Genomic DNA, 15,965 nt, shown 5'->3' with positions numbered 1-15,965 from the left:
TCCAGCTGCCTCGGGCCGGATACGTGCTGGCCCGTGCCTCGTGAAAGGTGTAGTCGCTCGTGAAATCAACTGGAAAGCGCCCCACCCGGGGCGGGGGGTTCCGGAAAGCGACGGCGTTAGCCGTGGGTTTGCCGCTTCTCCTCTCTTCGATGGCGTTGAGCCCCGCTACCGCGGCGCCCGCCGAACCAAACACCGTAGTAACTCCACAGACCTTCAACCCCAGCGATTACCCCGCGGGCCGCTACATTGTGGTCCTTGCAGGGAAACCGGCTGCCACATACGACGGCGGGACCCCCGGCCTCGCGGCCACGAAACCGCAAGGCGGACGCAAGCTTGACGCTGAGCGTCCGGAAGTCCAGCGTTACCAGGCCCATCTTGAGGCCAAGCAGGACTCGCTGGCCGCCTCGGAAAGCATCCGGATCAAGCGAAAGTACACGGCAGCCATCAACGGATTCTCGGCGGATCTCACCACCGGGCAGGCCGTGAAGCTCGCCAAGGACCCTGGCGTCCTGATGGTTTCTCCGGACACCGAGAACGCTCCGGACTACTCCACCACTGACTTCCTCAAACTCAGCGGCGCCAACGGCCTTTGGAATACGACCTTCGGCGGCCAAGAGAATGCCGGCAGGGGTGTTGTGGTGGGCGTCATCGACTCCGGCTACACGCCGTCCAACCCGTTCCTGGCAGGCGATGACGTCCAGCCGCTCACCGGCGAGCCGGAGGTGGGCGTTCCCTACCGCACCGCTGACGGCCAGATCGCCATGCTTAAGTCCGACGGCGACACATTCATCGGCGAGTGCCAGAAGGGCCAGGGCTCCGGGGCGGCTTTTGACGGCACGGGCTGCAACTCCAAGGTCCTGAGCGCACGGTACTTTGCCGATGACTTCCTGCACTACGTCGCGCCCGGAAACCGCGCACCTGAAGAGCTGATTTCGCCTGTCGATGTCGGCAGCCACGGAACACACACGGCCAGTACGGCGGCAGGCAACGCCAACGTCCACGCCAACCTGGGTGCCACCGACATGGGCATCACCAGTGGAGTGGCGCCGGCAGCAAAGATCTCCGTCTATAAGGTCTGCTGGGAGGATGACAACCCGAACACCGGCGGCTGCTACAGCTCGGCCTCCGTGGCCGCAATCAACCAGGCCATCCTCGATGGCGTGGACGTCCTGAACTACTCCATCTCCGGCAGCACTTCCACCACTACGGACCCCGTTTCACTGGCGTTCCTGTCTGCGGCCTCAGCCGGGGTCTTCGTTGCGGCATCCGCCGGAAACTCCGGGCCCGCCGCCAGCACCGTCAACCACAGCGCACCCTGGCTGACCACCGTGGCCGCGAGCTCCTTCTCCACGGAGCTGCAGGGTACGGTCGAATTCGAGGACGGCAGCAAGTTCCGCGGTGCCAGCATCATGGCCGCTCCTGTTCCCGCAACTAACGTGGTGCTCGCGGCGGGTGCCGCCGCCGTCGGCGCGTCCAGCCCTGAGCTCTGTGCCCCAAACGCGCTTGACCCTGCCAAGGTGGCAGGCAAGATCGTGGTCTGCGACCGCGGAGTTGTTGACCGCGTGGCCAAGAGCGCGGAGGTGAAGCGGGCCGGTGGCGTCGGCATGATCCTGGTCAACCTCGCCACGTCCTCGGAGGACTTGGACCGCCACTCCGTGCCGACGGTGCATGTGAACCCGCCGGCGACCCAGCAGATCAAGGACAAGATCACCGCCAACCCCGCCGTCAGGGTGGCCTTGGTGAACAAGGACACCACCGGCCTGCCGGGCCCGCCGCAGCCACAGATCGCAGGGTTCTCCTCCCGCGGCCCGCTGATTGCCACCGCCTCGGACCTGCTCAAGCCCGACGTCGCTGCCCCCGGTGTTGCGGTGCTGGCAGGTGTCTCACCGATCGGCTCAGGCGGCGACCAGTTCGGCATGATGTCCGGAACGTCCATGGCAGCGCCCCATGTCGCGGGATTTGGCGCGCTGGTACTTGCCAAGAACCCCGCATGGTCCCCGGCGACGGTCAAATCGGCCATGATGACCACCGCCGGTGAGGTCAGGAAGGCCGACGGCACCCGCAACGGGGACGTGTTTGCAACGGGCGCCGGCCAGGTGGATGTGGCCAGGATCCTGGATCCCGGCCTGGTCTACGACAACACCGAGGATGACTACTTGAAGTTTATCCAGGGCACGGGACTGGACCTGGGCATCCCCGACCTCGGCAGCACCGCGCCCCGCGACATGAACCTCGCCTCGTTCGCCCTGGGTGCCCTGACCGGCAAAACGGAAGTCACCCGCACGGTCACTGCCCTGACGCCGGGTGTCTACCGGGCCAAGGCCGACGTTCCGGGCATTAAGGTAACCGTGACGCCGTCGATCCTTAGCTTCAGCGCTGCCGGTGAGAAGCGCACCTTTAAGGTGAAGTTCGAAAACACCGGTGCAGCCCTGGGGCAGTTCGCCATGGGCAGCCTGGCCTGGCAGGGTGCCGGCAAGAACGTCGCGTCACCCGTTGCCGTACGCCCGCAGTCGGTGGTGGCCCCTGCGAACCTGGCCTTCACCTCAGCAGGCGGAACGGGGCAGGGCGCCATACCGGTGGTTTCCGGCACCAACTCACCCGTGAAGATGACGCTGGATGGTCTCTCCAAGGCTGACTCCTCGGCCATCGAGCTGCTTCCGGGACCGCTGGCTCTGGAAACGGACGCGTCCAACTTCGCCAAGGAAGTCACCGTTCCGGCAGGATCGCCGCTGGCAAAGTTCTCCGTCTACTCCTCGGATGAATCGGCCGACTTCGACATGGTGGTCTTCAACCCGGCGGGACAGGTACTGCTGGCCCAGACGGCCTCGGCCAGCGAATCCATCTCAGTGCCCAATCCGGCCGCCGGGGTGTACACGATCTTCGTGAACCTCTATGCCAGTCCGGACGGACAGCCCACCAAGGCCTCGGTGGATGCCGCCGTGCTGGGAGCCAACGTCAGGAACGCAACAGTGACTCCCAACCCGCTGCGGCTCGGGAACGGCCAGTCCGGGACCGTGACGCTCCAGTGGAAAGACCTGGCTGAGGGCTCCTACATTGGCCGGGTGACGTTCGCCGGCTCGAGCGTGCCCACCTTCGTCTCGGTAGCGGTCACACCTGGTGGCACCGTGGTGGTCCCGGATGACGAATCATCCGATGATCCCGCCGCCGCGGATAAAAAGGACAAGAAGGACAAGGTCAAGAAGGAAAAGAAGAAGCAGGAGGTCCCGGCGTTCTCGGGCAACCGCAACATGGATCTCTAGTCCACCAAAAATAGGCCACGACGCCGCCGGTTCCCGCTGGAGCCGGCGGCATCGTGCTGTGCCGGGCACTGAACGGGCAGGGCTCCTGGCGCAGGACTAGGCCTCGCCGCGGGAACCGGGCGTTCCCCCGAGCAACGGCGCCATGGCACGCCAGCGGGCAATTTCGCAGCCGTCGGTCCGCGTGAAGGTCGAGTTGACGGGCCGGCCGTCGATGGATCCGGTCACCACGGCCACCTGAGGCCCGCCGTACTGCTGCGTGCACAACTTTGGGGGACCCGGCTTGGGAAAGAAGATGTCCTCCCCGAAGCGTTTAATGGCTGCCAGGGCGCCCCCAGGATCAGGCAGGGTGCAGCCGGCCGCTACCTGCCCGTCCCTGGCAATCAGCTGGAACTTGTGCTCGGGGGCATCTGCGTCCTCCCGGAGCGTGACAGCCAGGTCGATCCGGTTCATGGCCGTTCCGGGCTGGTGAGCGGTGCCAGTTCCAGTGCAAGGCGCTTCCGGAGCGCCGCAGCCTCTGCCGCGAAGGCCCGCTGGTGCTCAACGTACGCGGCCTTGCCGTCCGGGGTTTCGATCCGGATGGCGGGATAGCCCCAGTCCGCAAGGTCGTAGGGGGAGGCCTGCATGTCCATGGCCCTGATCCGCCAGGACAGCTCAAAGCAGTCCATCACCAGTTCGCTGGGCAGCGCGGGCAGCAGCTTGTAGGCCCATTTGTAGAGGTCCATGTTGGCGTGGAGGCAGCCAGGCTGTTCCATGTCCCGCTGGTTCTCCCGGCTGGGGACAAGCTCGTTGCGCGGGATGGCGTCAGGCGTGTAAAAGCGGAACGCGTCAAAGTGGGAACAGCGGATCCGGTTCTCCTCCACCACTTTGTCCGTGCCGTCCGGTCCTAGCCGCAGTTGAAGATACTCGTGGCGCAGGTCGAACTTGTCCTGGCGGTAGACCATGGCCCACTCGTGCAGCCCGAAGCAGCCGAACTGGGCTGGACGGGCGGCCGTTCCGCGGAGAATGATCTCGGCGAAAGCCACGGCTTCATGACGGTCGGCCAGGAAGCTGCCGCGGTCAAAGGTGACCGCGGCAGTTCCCGCCGGCAGTCCGACGGCGGCGAGCTCGCCGCCGTCGAGCGATCTGTAGTGTTTCCAGCCGATGCGGGCGGCAGCAGGTTGGCCAGTAAGCGCGACGCCGGCGCCAGGGTGCCAGCGCAGAAGCTGGCCCGGTTTCTGGGTGTAGTAGGTGAAGAGGAAGTCCTCAACCGGGTGTTTCCGGCCGGCGGAGCGGCGGGCCAGGTACGGGTCGGCATAGCGGCGGACACGCTGGACGTGTGCGGCTTCACGTGCCCGCCAGTCCCCGGCCGCCAGGAGGCTAAGCTGCTCCACCGCTGGAACCCAGGATGGCCTGGGCCGCGTTCCACGCACTGATTTCGCAGCCGTTGGTCCGTGCGAAGGTGACATCCACGGGTGTCTCGTCAACAATCCCGGTGACTGTTGCCTGCTGCGGTCCGCCGTATTGTTCGGTGCAGGCCTGGTCTGTGTTTTTGGTTGACGGGCTCAGGATCGCAGGGTTCTCCTTGACCGCAGTGCAGGCAGTCTCCGCCGAGGGGTGCTTGCTTTCTGCGGACGGAACGCCGCCCTGGCAAACCAGGGTGTAGTTGACGGCCGCTTCATTCTCGGACGGCTTGACCGTGATGGCCAGTTCGGCGTTTCCTGCCCCGGGGCCGGACGGTAAGCCTGACGGGGCCGACGGCGGTGGTGCGGGAACGGAGGTTTCCGCATCCGGCGCGAGCGTGGCTGATGGCGTGCTTGTACCGGTGGGGACGCTGGAAGGTGCGGAAGAAGTGGGCTCACTTCCGCCTGTTCCGGCAGAACATGCCGACATTAAACCTACTGACAGTGCAACGGCCAACCCCTGGAACAGCAATTTACGCACGCGCCCAGCCTCCTCGAATTGCTCCTATTCTACTGCCGGGTCTTCTGCTGCCGGGCTCCGGTCGGCCCCGCCGGTGGTTCCGCTGGTGGTTCCGCTGGTGGTTCCCCCGGTGGCGGCGGCGATCAGTCCCATCATTGCCGCATGCAGCTGGGCCACCTGGTCCCGGGTCAGTCCCAGGCGTTCCATCATGGTGCCGGGGACCGACAGCGCCTGCTGCCGGAGTTCTGCTCCCGCCGGTGTAAGTTCCACCGCGAGGGCGCGTTCATTTCCATCCACGCGTCGCCGCGTCAGCAGTCCGGCGGCCTCGAGGCGCCGGAGCAGCGGAGAAATCGTGGCGGGTTCCTGGGCCAGGGCGTCGCTGATGTTGCGCACGGTCCGGGGACTTTCTTCCCACAGGCACAGCATGACCAGGTACTGCGGGTGGGTCAGGCCCAGCTTCTCCAGCACCGGTTTGTAGGCACCCACCACACTCCTGGACGCCACTGTGAGGGCGAAGCAGAGCTGGTGTTCCAGGAGCAGGTCGTCCTGCTCGGGCGAAGCCGGGGCCGCCATGGCGGTGGTCATCACTACCTCCAATAGTTAGTGCACTAATTGTTAGCGTACACTGAAATGACGAACAGTGTTCTTTGAAGGAGTCATCTCAGTGGTCAAGGACAACGCATCACAACGGTTCATGCGGGCAACCGGCAAGCTCCGGGCTATCTTCGGCCCGGCCAACCGGAGTTCCCTGGTGCATGACATGACGGACGAGAACCGGAAACTCCTGGCCCAGCGTGAAGCGGAAAGCCAGCAGTGGGAGACGTTGCACCGTCCTGACGGGAGCACCTACGTTGTTCCCAGGAATCCGGACGACAAGTCCCTGCGCTGAGCGTTCGCTCCTCCCTGTTCCGGGGCCTTTTTGTCCCTCCGGGCGTAAAATAAGGGCACTGGCTCCCGGTAGGGGACAGTGCACTTTCGCCAGGAACGTGGAAGGGGGTGGAGAATATGGCACATGCCCTCAGCCGCTTCATGAACGTGACTGACCGGCTCCGCTTTGTCTTTGGGCCGGCGACCAGCCTGGACACGGACGCGCCGGTAGTTCACAAGCATGATGCGTTCGAGCAGGCCTCCGATGAGGAGCTTTCCCACTTCGAAGTGGAAACCGATTCGGAAGGCCACCACTACGCCGTCCGGCGTGAAGACATGAATAAGTGAGATGCGATCTTAACAACAGGGGCCGCCCCGCACGTAGTGTGCGGGGCGGCCCCTGTGGTTTTCGCGCTTGGCGCCTTTAGCGCCCCGTGCCGCCGTAAACCGTCGCTTCGTCCTCGCTGTCGAGGTCGAATGCCTTGTGGATGGCACGAACGGCATCGTCCAGCAGGTCCGCGTGGGTAACCACGGAGATGCGGATCTCGGACGTGGAGATCATGTTGATGTTGATGCCGGCCGCGGACAGCGCCTTGAAGAACGTCGCGGAAACGCCCGGGTGTGAGCGCATGCCGGCGCCGATCAGGGACAGCTTGCCGATCTGCTCGTTGTATTCGATGTTTTCGAAGCCGATTTCCGGCTGCGCAGCTTTGAGTGCGGCAAGGGCGTCGGCGCCTTCGACGATGGGCAGCGTGAAGGAGATATCGGTCCGGCCGGTGCCGTGCGTTGAGACGTTCTGGACGATCATGTCGATGTTGGAGTGGGCATCGGCAATGACCTGGAAGATCGCGGCGGCTTTGCCGGGGATGTCCGGAACGCCCACCACGGTGACCTTGGCTTCGGAACGGTCGTGTGCAACGCCGGAGATGATTGGCTGCTCCAAGGCAACTCCCTCTTGAGTGGTGATCTTGTCTTCGGCGCTGGGGATGACCCAGGTGCCTTCGTGCTGGCTGAATGAGGACCTGACGTGCAGGGGCACACCGAACCTCCGGGCGTACTCGACGCAGCGCAGGTGCAGGATCTTGGCGCCGGAGGCGGCCAGTTCGAGCATTTCCTCGCTGGAGATGGTGTCGATCTTCCGGGCGGCAGGCACCACGCGGGGGTCCGCGGTGTAGATGCCGTCCACGTCGGTGTAGATCTCGCAGACGTCGGCTTCGAGCGCCGCGGCCAGGGCTACGGCGGTGGTGTCCGAGCCGCCGCGGCCCAGGGTGGTGATCTCGTTGGTGGTCCGGCTCATGCCCTGGAAGCCGGCCACGATGGCGATGTGTCCCTTGTCCAGCGACGTACGGATGCGGTGGGGGTCGACGTCGATGATCCGGGCCTTGCCGTGGATGCCGTCGGTGATCATGCCGGCCTGCGACCCGGTGAAGGACTGGGCGGACGCGCCAAACTTGTTGATGGCCATCGCCAGCAGCGCCATGGAGATACGCTCGCCGGCGGACAGGAGCATGTCCATTTCGCGGGCGGGGGCGGAATCCGTGACCTGGCCGGCGAGGTCCAGCAGTTCGTCCGTGGTGTCGCCCATGGCGGACACCACCACAACCACCTCATTTCCGGCCAGCTGTGCATCCACCACGCGCCGGGCCACGCGCTTGATGCCCTCGGCATCCGCAACGGAGGAGCCGCCGAACTTTTGGACGATCAGCTGCTTGGTGACGGCACCGCCGTCGGGCCCCTCCTGCTGCTGGGCTGCGGTGTGCACTTCGGTAGTGGGCGTACTCATGCGCGTACCTTCACTGAATCAATCGGAGTTCTGGCGGCCAGGCGGCCTTACGGCGCGACGGCGTGACTTGTTGAGCCCAGTTTATCTCCGCTGCCGCCCGGCGTTGAATTGTGACCGAATCTCCGCCTTGGGGTGGACACTGGACGCAACACAGCGGGCGTACGCTCAGATAGTCAGTATGCATGCAGAGACTTGGGGGACAGGTGCGCAGGACATGGCAATAAAAGAGGATCCGACCGGAGGCCAGCTGCCGGAAGAAGCGCCCGCGGGTGGCATCACGGCTACTGCTGTCAGCCGGAAATTCGGACAGGTGCGCGCCGTCGAACATATGGACTTCCATGCCCCGGCGGGCAAAGTGACCGCACTCATCGGGCCCAATGGGGCCGGCAAAACAACACTGTTGCTGATGTTGGCATCCCTGCTGGCGCCGGACTCCGGCACCGTCAGTGTAGGCGGCCTCGATCCGCAGCATGATCGCGCCGCGGTGCGCAGCAGGATCGGCTGGATGCCTGACACGCTGGGCGTGTGGGAATCCCTGACGGCGCGCGAGATCCTGGCCCAGATGGCCCGCTTCTACCGCCTCCCCGCCGCCGGGATTGGCCAGCGGGTTGCGGAGATGCTGGACCGTGTCCGGTTGGCTGAGCTCGCCGACCAGCCTGCCCGCGTGCTCTCACGCGGGCAGCAGCAGCGGCTCAGCCTGGCGCGCGCCCTGATCCACGATCCGTCGGTACTCCTCCTCGATGAGCCGGCGTCCGGCCTCGATCCGGGGTCCCGCGTTGAACTGCGGACCATGCTGCGGCAGCTGGCGCGGGAGGGAAAGGCCGTGGTGGTCTCCTCGCATGTGCTGAGCGAGCTGGATGAAATTGCCGACGGCGCCGTCTTCGTTAATAAGGGCCGCACGGTCAGGCAGCAGACCACCGAAGAGGCCGTCGCCGCCGGGCGGCGGTACGCCATCTCAGCCACTGATGGCGGGGCCCTGGCCGCGAAACTCACGGAGTTGGGACTGGCCTTCCGGCAGGAGGACGGCCGCCGGCCGGCGGTGAGCCTGATGCTGTCCGACGACGACGACGCCGCGCGGCTCCTGCGGGACCTCGTGCTCGCCGGCGTCCCGGTCAGCTCCTTCGCGCCCGCCTCGGGTGCCTTGGAGGAGACCTACATGAACCTTGAGGGGGAGCGGCGATGAGCCAGGTGACTGAGACACAACAGCCCGGCGCCGGGTCCGGCCGCGCGGCCGGCTACGCCGCCGGGATCAAGGACGTGGTGGTCCTGGAACTGAAGCAGCGCCTCCGGTCCCGCGGCTGGTACATCATGTTGGCCATTTGGTTCGTCCTGACCGGCCTGGTGACCTGGCTGACCTGGGCCAGCTGGAACGCCACCCAGGCTGCGCAGCGTGCCTACTCGGATTTCACGCCGGCGCAGACCGGCCCGGGGTCCATGATCTTTGAAGTGGTGCTGGCGTTCGTGCTGCTGTTCGCGCTGCTGGTCGCACCGGCGCTGTCCGCGAACGCCGTTAATGGCGACCGCGCGGGAGGTACGCTGGCCATCCTGCAGGTCACCCTGCTGCGGCCCGGCCAGATACTTTGGGGCAAGTTCTTCGCCGCGTGGTTCGCGGCGCTGGCCTTCCTCGTAGCCAGCACACCGTTCCTGGTGATCGGTGTGGCGCTTGGCGGCATGACGCCCGGGCACGTCATCGTGGCATTGCTGATGCTGGCTGTTGAAGTCGGCGTAGTGTGCGCGGTGGGCGTGGGGATTTCGGCGCTGGCAGGACGGCCCTTGTTCTCCATCGTGGTGACATACCTGGCGGTGGCGGGACTGGTGATCGGCACGCTTATCGCGTTCGGCCTGGGCACCGGCCTCACCCAGGGAACCATCATGGCCAACCAGCCGCAATACCGCCAATACCAGCCGCTCAGCAACGGGCCAGTGGAACCGGAATACACCTGCTCCGGGCCGCTTCGGGAGCAGCCGGTCGCGCGTACCGAGCGGGTGGCCTGGTTCCTGGCCATGAACCCGTACGTCGTGGTGGCCGACGCCATTCCTTATCCGGAGCGGACGGGCCAGCAGGGCTTTAGCTCGGTCGGGGCGATTGAGAACGTCAGCCAGGGTGCGCGGTACGCCATGGCCGGCCCGGAGGGCACCTACCCGTGCGCCAACGGCGAGGCGAAGCCGCGCTATCTGGCCCAGACAACGCCGCTGTGGCCGCTGGGACTGGGCCTGCAGTTGGTGCTGGCCGGCCTGCTCATGTGGCTGGGCTGGCGTTCGCTTCGTACACCGGCCCACAGGCTGGCGCGCGGAACCCGCATCGCCTGATTACTCCTCTGGACAGGCCCTTCCCGGTGGATCAGGATGGGATGAGCCGGCGGATCCGCCGGTGACCGCCGGGGCTGGGCCTGTCCAGGATGCGGGGCTTCGAACTGTGGCTAAAGACGACCGGCAGGACACGGACCGGCCTGGAGAAGAACCTGTTTACGAGCCCATCGGTCCCGGCTGGAACGCCGGAACGCGGGAGGCGGCGGACGACGCCGGCTGGGAGCCTCAGCCGGCCGGCCCCGCGCGGGTGGCGCTCAGCCTGGCATTTTCAGATTGGCTAAGGTCCGTGCGGACGGTCCGGTTCTGGCTGGTTTCGGCAGCAGTGCCCCTGGTCACGTCACTCGCGGCCTGGATTCTGGTTGTAGCCGTGGCGCCCCAGGCACAACAGGCAGATCAACTGTTCGGGGCTTATCTGCTGGCCGCGGCGTTGATCCCGGCAACCTCGTCGTTTCTGGCATTGCATTGGGCCGTTGCCCGCGTCCGCCATTTTCCCGGGCACCGGGGCGGGGGCCCAATTTCCCCGGTTCCTGGCCCGTTGGCTGCCTTCTTTGCCGTCGCCGCCCGCGGGCCCCTCGTCGCGGCACTCGCGCTGCTCCTGCTGTCTGTGCTGGCGGGGATCGCTGGTGTATCCGCGGACATGGCCGGTACGGCCGCCGGGGTCGTCGTCTTGGAGTTTGCTGTATTCGGGGCCATTGGTGCCGGCCTGTCCGAGATGTTCCGCCGCCGGTGGTTGGCGGTGACATTCGGCTGGACCGTGGCCGGTGCCCTCGTGGTGGGGAATGCCGTGGCCGTGTGGGCCCTGTTGCCGGCTGTCCGGGCTGATGAACCGGTAGCAGTCACGATGAACGTTGTCCGGGGGTCCGGCGGTATACCGGAGGCTTACGAGTGTGCGCCGGAACTGGCGGGCATGGCAGAGGTGTTCCACACGGAACGGATCGTGTGGATGTTGGCCTCAAACCCTGTGGTGCTGCTGATCATGCTCGCAGACGAGGGCGAAGGCAACCGGGAGGTGATGGGATGGATGCACGGTGTCCTCCAGGAAGCTGCGGACGGCACACAGGTGCCCTGCGTCAATGGTGAGCCCCGGACGAAGGACGATCCCCGTATGCCGCTGGAAGTAGTCGGGCTCGTTACACAGGGTGTCCTGGCCGGCGGCATCCTCGCCGGCGGGCAGTTGGCTGCCGTGCGCAGGTCCGGCTCAGTCGGATGACTGCTGCGGACCGTCCAGCCTGAACATCAGCAACGGGAAGCCTTTTCCGGCTGTGTCCCGGTCCGTCGGGATGGCTGGGTCTGGGCTGAACCCCAAGCTCCGGAGGAGCCTGATGGACGGGGTGTTTGGTTCGTAGGCGGCCGCGACGACCGTGCTGGTCCTGCGCTCCGCGAAGAGCCAGCTGACCAGTGCTCCGGCAGCCTCGCGGCCGTAGCCCTGGCGGTGGTAATCGGTGTGCAGGACGTAGGCCAATGCGGCGTGCTGGACAGGATGTTTTCCCGGAGCGAGAACGCCGGCAGCAGTCCGGGCGGTGCTGTTCCAGGTCCTCGCATCGCCGATCACTTCTCCTGAGGCCCGCAACGTTATGGCCCAGCCGTAGTTGAACCATTCGCCGGTGGACGCGTCGCACAGAGCCAGCAGTTCCGCCAGCCTTTCGCCGTTTTCCCCCACGTAAGGGGATCGTGGGACAGGTACCGGGTGACTGCCGGGTCGCCACGGAAGCGGTGGATGGCGGCCGCGTCTGCCTCTTCAACCAGGCGCAGCACGAGCCGCTCGGTAACCAGGGGCACGATATCTTCACGGATCATGGCATGCCCACACCTCAGCTGAGCGCGTTGCGGCGGCCCTCGAAGGCGCGCCCCAGCGTGACCTCGTCCGCATATTCCAAATCGCCGCCCACAGGCAGTCCGGACGCCAGGCGGGTGACCACAATGCCGATGGACTTCAGCATCCGTGCCAGATAGGTGGCCGTAGCCTCACCTTCCAGGTTGGGATCGGTGGCGATGATGACCTCCTGGATGGCGCCGTCGTTCAACCGGGTCAGCAGTTCCCGGATCCGGAGCTGCTCCGGCCCGACACCCCCAATCGGATTGATGGCGCCGCCCAGCACGTGGTAGCGGCCGCGGAAGGACCGCGTCCGCTCCACAGCGAGGACATCCTTGGACTCTTCCACCACGCAGATCACGGAAGGATCGCGGCGGGTGTCCCGGCAGATATTGCAGAGCTCCTGCTCGGTCACGTTGCCGCAGACGGTGCAGAATTTCACGCGTTCCTTCACCGTGGTGATGGCGTCCACGAGGCGTTTCATGTCCTGCGGGTCGGCTTCAAGGATGTGGAATGCCAGCCGCTGCGCGGACTTGGGACCCACACCGGGAAGGCGTCCGAGCTCGTCAATCAGCTCCTGGACCGCACCTTCGTACACGTTTCCCTCTTTAGCTTGGCTTGGATGATGGGTGAATCAGTGGTGCCTTTTGCATGGCGGCCGGCGGTGTGGCAATCAGAAGCGGGGAGGCAGCGGGCTGCCATCCAGGGAGCGCTCCTCGATGAGCTTCCCGCCCAGAATACGCTCAATGGCGGCGCGCCCGAACACTCCCGATTCCTCGATCGTTTCGTCATCCGCGCTGGGGATGTCGTGGACATCCGGCACAGCTGCGGCTACGGCCCGTGACGGCGCCTTGGCCCGTCCGGCTTCCGCCTCGGGGCTGTTGGACAGCCGCTGGTAGAGGCTCTGCCGCGCGGCGGCGGCTGCCGGAGTGGTTGCGGGAGACGGCTGCGGAGGCGCCGCGTGCGGGGCCGACGCGGCCATCGCATATTCCCTCACCGGTTCCGGCGCAGGTTCGGGGGCGGGGACTCCCGGGCCGGAGGAACCAAAATCAGAGGAACCAGTGGAGGAAGGGGCAGCCGCTGGAAGTCCCCAGTCGTCTTCTGGCGCCGGCTGCTGCGGGGCTGCGGAAGGCTGTGTTGCGGCGACCTGGGGATCCTGCGCCCCCTGGGGAACCTGGGCCGCCTGGGGAACCTGGGCCGCGGCGGGTTCGTAGTGCGGAGCAGGGGTTCCAGTGGCAGGCGTGCTCTCCGGCTCGGACGGAGCCTGGCTCCTGCCCAGGTTGGTCTCAGTACCAACAACCCAGACCCCCGGTGCCTGTTCCACGGCGCGTGCCCACGGATCATGCGGGGCACCTGCCGCGGATGCAGTGACGCCGGCGGCCGCCGCACCAGGCGACTTGGCGGCTTTCGTGGCGCGCTTCGCTGAGGGCGTTCGCGCGCTGTCAGAACCGGAAGAAGGGACTGTGGCCGCTGGTGTGTGGCGGGGTTCAGCCGCCGCGGACGGGTCCCAGTCCATGGGAGGTTCCTCATCCAGGGGCGGGGCGTCCTCGTCGCGGGGCGGGCCCCAGTCGTCGTCGGAGTAGGCGTAGGTGCCGGCAGTATCGGATTCCTGCAGTGGTGTGGCGGGAGCCCCCGGGGCGGTTGTCGGGAACGGTGCCGTCGCGGGGGCCGTGGCCCCGGCAGGCGTCCCGGGAGCTTCCGCTGGAGCAGCAAATTGTGCCGTGGACGAAGGGATGGCTTCAGAGGCCGCGGCCGCAGTGACTGTGGAAGGAGGCAGCGCGGTTGCAGGGACTGTCGGCGCCGTCACAGGCTGGGCCCGAGGCCCCGCGGCGGGATCCGTGGGTGCCTGTACGGCGGGGACAACGGGGCCATTCGGGGCGCCGGTGTCCTGCGGGGAGGTGTCCCCTGGGTAGCTGTCCTGCGCGGTGGGGGCGTCCGCGGGGGCCAGACCCCATGCAACGTCCGCGGACGTTGCCGGGGCTACCCGGCTAGCGGGTGCTTTTGGGTTTGGCTCAGAGCTCGCTGGACTGTTGCTGCCGCCGGCGACGGCCGTGATCTGGCAGTCAATGCCGACGGTTTTGTGGATCGCCTGACGCAGGTTTTCCGAATGGTCGGCACGGCCGAACGCGCCCGCCAGTCCGGACGTCGTGAACGCGAGCGTGAGTCCTTGGCCGTCGAATGCTGCCACCTGGGCATTGGGCTCTACGAGCGCCCAGGTGCTGCGCTTGATCTTGGACAGCGTCTGGAGGATCTCCGGCCACGCACGGCGGAGAACTTCGACGTCGCCGCCGGGTCCTGCAGCCGCAGAAGGCATCGGGCGGGCTTCGGCCGCAGGGGCTACACCGGGCGATCGCTGCGCGGGGGCCTGTTGTGCACGTGATTCCTGTACACGCGATTCTTGTGCGGGTGGGCGGTGCATCTCAGCCGCTTGTCCGGGCACCGGCCGGGCACCGGAAGGCTCCTCTACCGGCCAGTCGCTGGTGCTGACCCGGGGTGCCGTCAGGGACTGGCGGGTTTCGTCCGCCTGCGCCTGCGGAGGCATTTCCTGCGAAGCAACGGCGGCCGGCGCGGCCCCCGCTGCGGACACGGATGCCGCCGGTGCAGGCGTCTGAGGTTCAGCGCCGGACTGAGCCTGCGCTGGCCGTCCAGGCACTGCTTGTTGTGGGGCCGTTCGTTCAGGGGCCACCGGAGTAGCCGGTGAAGCGGCTGGCTGCGGTGCGGCCGGCATTGGCGCAGGAGCTGCCGGAGTTGTGCTGGCCGGGGCAGCGGATCCCGGAGTTCCGGCGGCAACGCCCGCCTGGGCAGTTCCGGCAGCCGGAACGCTGGATCCTTCCGGGGCGGGAGCGCCGACGTCGTTCCCGGCGTAGCTGAGGCGGCGCTCTAGACGGTCGATCCGGGCGGCGATGCCGCGTTCGGTTTGTTCTGAGCTGGGGAGGAGGATGCGCGCGCAAAGCAGTTCGAGGTGGAGCCGCGGGGACGTGGCACCAGTCATTTCGGTCAGGGCGGTGTTGGTGACGTCCGCGGCGCGTGACAGTTCAGCCGCACCCAGGTTGTGCGCCTGGTTCTGCAGGCGCGCGATTTGATCGGCGGGCATGCCACGCAGGATCGTTTGGGCGCTTTCGGGCATGGCCTGCACAATGATGAGGTCCCGGAAGCGTTCCAGCAGGTCCTCGACGAAGCGGCGGGGGTCGTGGCCCGTCTGGATCACCCGGTCCACGGCGCGGAAGACGGTGGCCGCATCGGAGGCAGCAACTGCCTCGACGACGTCGTCCAGCAGGGAGGCATGGGTGTAACCCAGCAGGGCGACGGCGAGTTCGTAGTCCAGGCCGTTCTGACCGGCCCCCGCCATCAGCTGGTCCAGCACGGACAGGGAGTCCCGGACCGAGCCGGCGCCGGCCCGGATCACCAGGGACAGGACGCCCGGCGCCACCGGCACGTTCTCCTGCCGGCACAGCAGTTCCAGATAGGCCATGAGCGGTTCCGGGGGGACCAGCCGGAACGGATAGTGGTGGGTGCGTGAACGGATGGTGCCGATGACTTTATCCGGCTCCGTGGTCGCGAAGATGAACTTGATGTGCTCCGGCGGCTCTTCCACGATCTTGAGCAGGGCGTTGAAACCCGCCGAGGTGACCATGTGGGCCTCGTCGATGATGAAGATCTTGTAGCGGTCGCGGACCGGGGCGTATGTTGCCCGCTCGCGGAGGTCACGGGCGTCATCCACGCCGCCGTGGCTGGCGGCGTCGATCTCGATGACGTCCAGGGATCCGGAGCCGCCGCGGGCCAGTTCGACGCAGCTGGGGCAGGCGCCGCAGGGGGTGTCGGTGGGGCCCTGTGCACAGTTGAGGCAGCGGGCAAGGATGCGTGCGGAGGTGGTTTTGCCGCAGCCGCGCGGACCGGAGAAAAGGTAGGCGTGGTTGACGCGGTTTTTCCGGAGGGCCGTCATCAGCGGCTCCGTGACATGTTCCTGCCCGATAACGTCTGCGAAGGAATCCGGACGGTATCTGCGGTAAAGGGCGGTTGTAACAGTCACAGA

Annotated in this window: 13 protein-coding genes and 1 pseudogene; 6 read left to right on the top strand and 8 right to left on the bottom strand. The window is 66.6% G+C overall.

Annotated elements, in window-relative coordinates:
• Positions 1-122: 122 nt before the first annotated feature.
• A complete protein-coding gene (locus AU175_RS07755; protein WP_442855284.1) occupies positions 123-3,260 on the top strand; it encodes a S8 family serine peptidase in 3,138 nt (1,045 codons plus the stop codon).
• Positions 3,261-3,356: 96 nt separating this feature from the next.
• On the opposite strand, the gene AU175_RS07750 is transcribed toward AU175_RS07755, so the two are convergent.
• The 4 genes from AU175_RS07750 to AU175_RS07735 all read right to left on the bottom strand — a co-directional run bounded on the left by AU175_RS07750 (position 3,357) and on the right by AU175_RS07735 (position 5,744).
• On the bottom strand, positions 3,357-3,710 hold the full coding sequence (locus AU175_RS07750) for a serine protease inhibitor (RefSeq protein WP_066287198.1): 354 nt from the start codon (positions 3,708-3,710) through the stop codon (positions 3,357-3,359).
• Positions 3,707-4,630, bottom strand: coding sequence for a 3-methyladenine DNA glycosylase (locus AU175_RS07745; protein ID WP_066287196.1), 924 nt, complete (start codon positions 4,628-4,630; stop codon positions 3,707-3,709). The genes AU175_RS07750 and AU175_RS07745 overlap by 4 nt, the downstream gene beginning before the upstream one ends.
• A complete protein-coding gene (locus AU175_RS07740; protein ID WP_066287191.1) occupies positions 4,617-5,129 on the bottom strand; it encodes an SSI family serine proteinase inhibitor in 513 nt (170 codons plus the stop codon). The genes AU175_RS07745 and AU175_RS07740 overlap by 14 nt, the downstream gene beginning before the upstream one ends.
• A 75-nt stretch (positions 5,130-5,204) precedes the next feature.
• Entirely contained in the window at positions 5,205-5,744 is a 540-nt protein-coding gene (locus tag AU175_RS07735; protein WP_156642225.1) for a MarR family winged helix-turn-helix transcriptional regulator, read from the bottom strand.
• Between the two features lie 109 nt (positions 5,745-5,853).
• Here AU175_RS07735 and AU175_RS07730 point away from each other — a divergent pair, with 109 nt between their 5' ends.
• Both AU175_RS07730 and AU175_RS07725 read left to right on the top strand, forming a co-directional pair.
• Positions 5,854-6,048 (top strand): hypothetical protein, encoded by a 195-nt coding sequence (locus AU175_RS07730; protein WP_442855309.1) that lies wholly within the window; start codon positions 5,854-5,856, stop codon positions 6,046-6,048.
• A gap of 116 nt (positions 6,049-6,164) precedes the next feature.
• Entirely contained in the window at positions 6,165-6,374 is a 210-nt protein-coding gene (locus tag AU175_RS07725) for a hypothetical protein (RefSeq protein WP_066287189.1), read from the top strand.
• 76 nt (positions 6,375-6,450) lie between these two features.
• Here the strand turns inward: AU175_RS07725 and AU175_RS07720 are convergent, their stop codons facing one another.
• The gene (locus AU175_RS07720) at positions 6,451-7,809 is read right to left on the bottom strand and encodes an aspartate kinase (protein ID WP_066287187.1); all 1,359 of its coding nucleotides are present in this window, start codon (positions 7,807-7,809) and stop codon (positions 6,451-6,453) included.
• A 214-nt stretch (positions 7,810-8,023) separates the two neighbouring features.
• On the opposite strand from AU175_RS07720, the gene AU175_RS07715 reads away from it, so the two are divergent.
• The 3 genes from AU175_RS07715 (at position 8,024) to AU175_RS07705 (ending at position 11,329) form a co-directional block, all read left to right on the top strand.
• Entirely contained in the window at positions 8,024-8,992 is a 969-nt protein-coding gene (locus AU175_RS07715) for an ABC transporter ATP-binding protein (protein WP_066287185.1), read from the top strand.
• Positions 8,989-10,119, top strand: coding sequence for an ABC transporter permease (locus AU175_RS07710; protein WP_066287183.1), 1,131 nt, complete (start codon positions 8,989-8,991; stop codon positions 10,117-10,119). Before AU175_RS07715 ends, AU175_RS07710 begins: the two co-directional genes overlap by 4 nt.
• Before the next feature lie 106 nt (positions 10,120-10,225).
• Positions 10,226-11,329: a hypothetical protein gene (locus AU175_RS07705; RefSeq protein ID WP_082979055.1), complete on the top strand. Its 1,104-nt coding sequence runs from the start codon at positions 10,226-10,228 to the stop codon at positions 11,327-11,329.
• Here AU175_RS07705 and AU175_RS07700 read toward each other — a convergent pair.
• The 3 genes and pseudogenes from AU175_RS07700 to AU175_RS07690 all read right to left on the bottom strand — a co-directional run bounded on the left by AU175_RS07700 (position 11,318) and on the right by AU175_RS07690 (position 15,962).
• Positions 11,318-11,916: pseudogene (locus tag AU175_RS07700) on the bottom strand (GNAT family N-acetyltransferase). The gene AU175_RS07705 and the pseudogene AU175_RS07700 sit on opposite strands and share 12 nt — an antisense overlap.
• A gap of 14 nt (positions 11,917-11,930) precedes the next feature.
• Complete coding sequence (gene recR, locus AU175_RS07695) at positions 11,931-12,530, bottom strand: recombination mediator RecR (protein WP_066287179.1); 600 nt, start codon at positions 12,528-12,530, stop codon at positions 11,931-11,933.
• Between the two features lie 75 nt (positions 12,531-12,605).
• The gene (locus tag AU175_RS07690) at positions 12,606-15,962 is read right to left on the bottom strand and encodes a DNA polymerase III subunit gamma and tau (protein ID WP_082979054.1); all 3,357 of its coding nucleotides are present in this window, start codon (positions 15,960-15,962) and stop codon (positions 12,606-12,608) included.
• Positions 15,963-15,965: the final 3 nt, after the last annotated feature.

The sequence above is a fragment of the Arthrobacter sp. B6 genome (assembly GCF_001663775.1).
In the GTDB taxonomy this organism is placed as follows: domain Bacteria; phylum Actinomycetota; class Actinomycetes; order Actinomycetales; family Micrococcaceae; genus Arthrobacter.
Note: the sequence above shows the minus strand (reverse complement) of the source record. Positions and strands in the feature narration are given on the sequence as shown.